Source organism: Cyanobium sp. NIVA-CYA 375, assembly GCF_056108345.1.
Genome location: NZ_JBSYHW010000333.1, coordinates 1 through 702, shown reverse-complemented (window position 1 = coordinate 702; position 702 = coordinate 1). Strand labels below are relative to the sequence as shown.

The window sequence follows — 702 nt, the reverse complement described above, 5'->3', positions numbered from 1 at the left end:
TGCCCTTGCCGTATTGGCCGTCCTCCTGAGCGTCGATGATCTCGGCCTTGCGCAGCAATGCCCGCATTTCAGCCTCCAGCTGCCGCTCGGACTTGAGCATCCGCTCGTGGTTCATCGCCTTGTGTTTGCTGGCATTGGCTTTGACCTTGGTGCCATCCAACGCCACCGTCCCCAGGCTCACCAGCCCTGCCCTCTGGCACAGCCGCAGCACCTGAATGAACAGTCCGGCCAACGCATCAAGATGTCGGCGACGGAAATCAGCGATCCGGCTGTGGTCCGGCTGTTGGTTCCCGGTCAGCATCCGAAAAGCGGCGTCCTCCCAGCAGGCCTTCTCGATCTTCCTGGAGCTGGGCAACCCGACGCAGTAGGCGTACAGGAGCAGCACCACCAGCATCCGGGGCTCGTACGCCTTCTCGCCGCGAGGATCCTTCTGCCGGTAGACGGCGTGGATGGCCTCAAGATCCAGCTCAGCAGCCAGATCGAGCAGAAAGAACACCAGATGGTTCTCCGGCAGCCAGTCCACCGGTGATGGCGGCAGCAGCAGCGTCTGCTCGGGGTTCCAGGGGCGGAACGATTTGGGCTTGACCATGACCCATGATCTCGCCCAGAACCATTGCAGTCACTGGGTTCTGGGCAGATTGAGGGCTGGCTGTGGATTGGGCGCGCGTGGATCTATGTGCGACATGCTCCTAGTCCCTCCAG

General features: G+C 62.1%; 1 protein-coding gene. It reads right to left on the bottom strand.

Annotated elements, in window-relative coordinates; translation table 11 throughout:
* A partial coding sequence (locus AC01FP_RS18415) for a transposase (RefSeq protein ID WP_474482306.1) occupies positions 1 to 589 on the bottom strand: 589 nt, incomplete at its 3' end.
* Between the last annotated feature and the right edge of the window lie 113 nt (positions 590 to 702).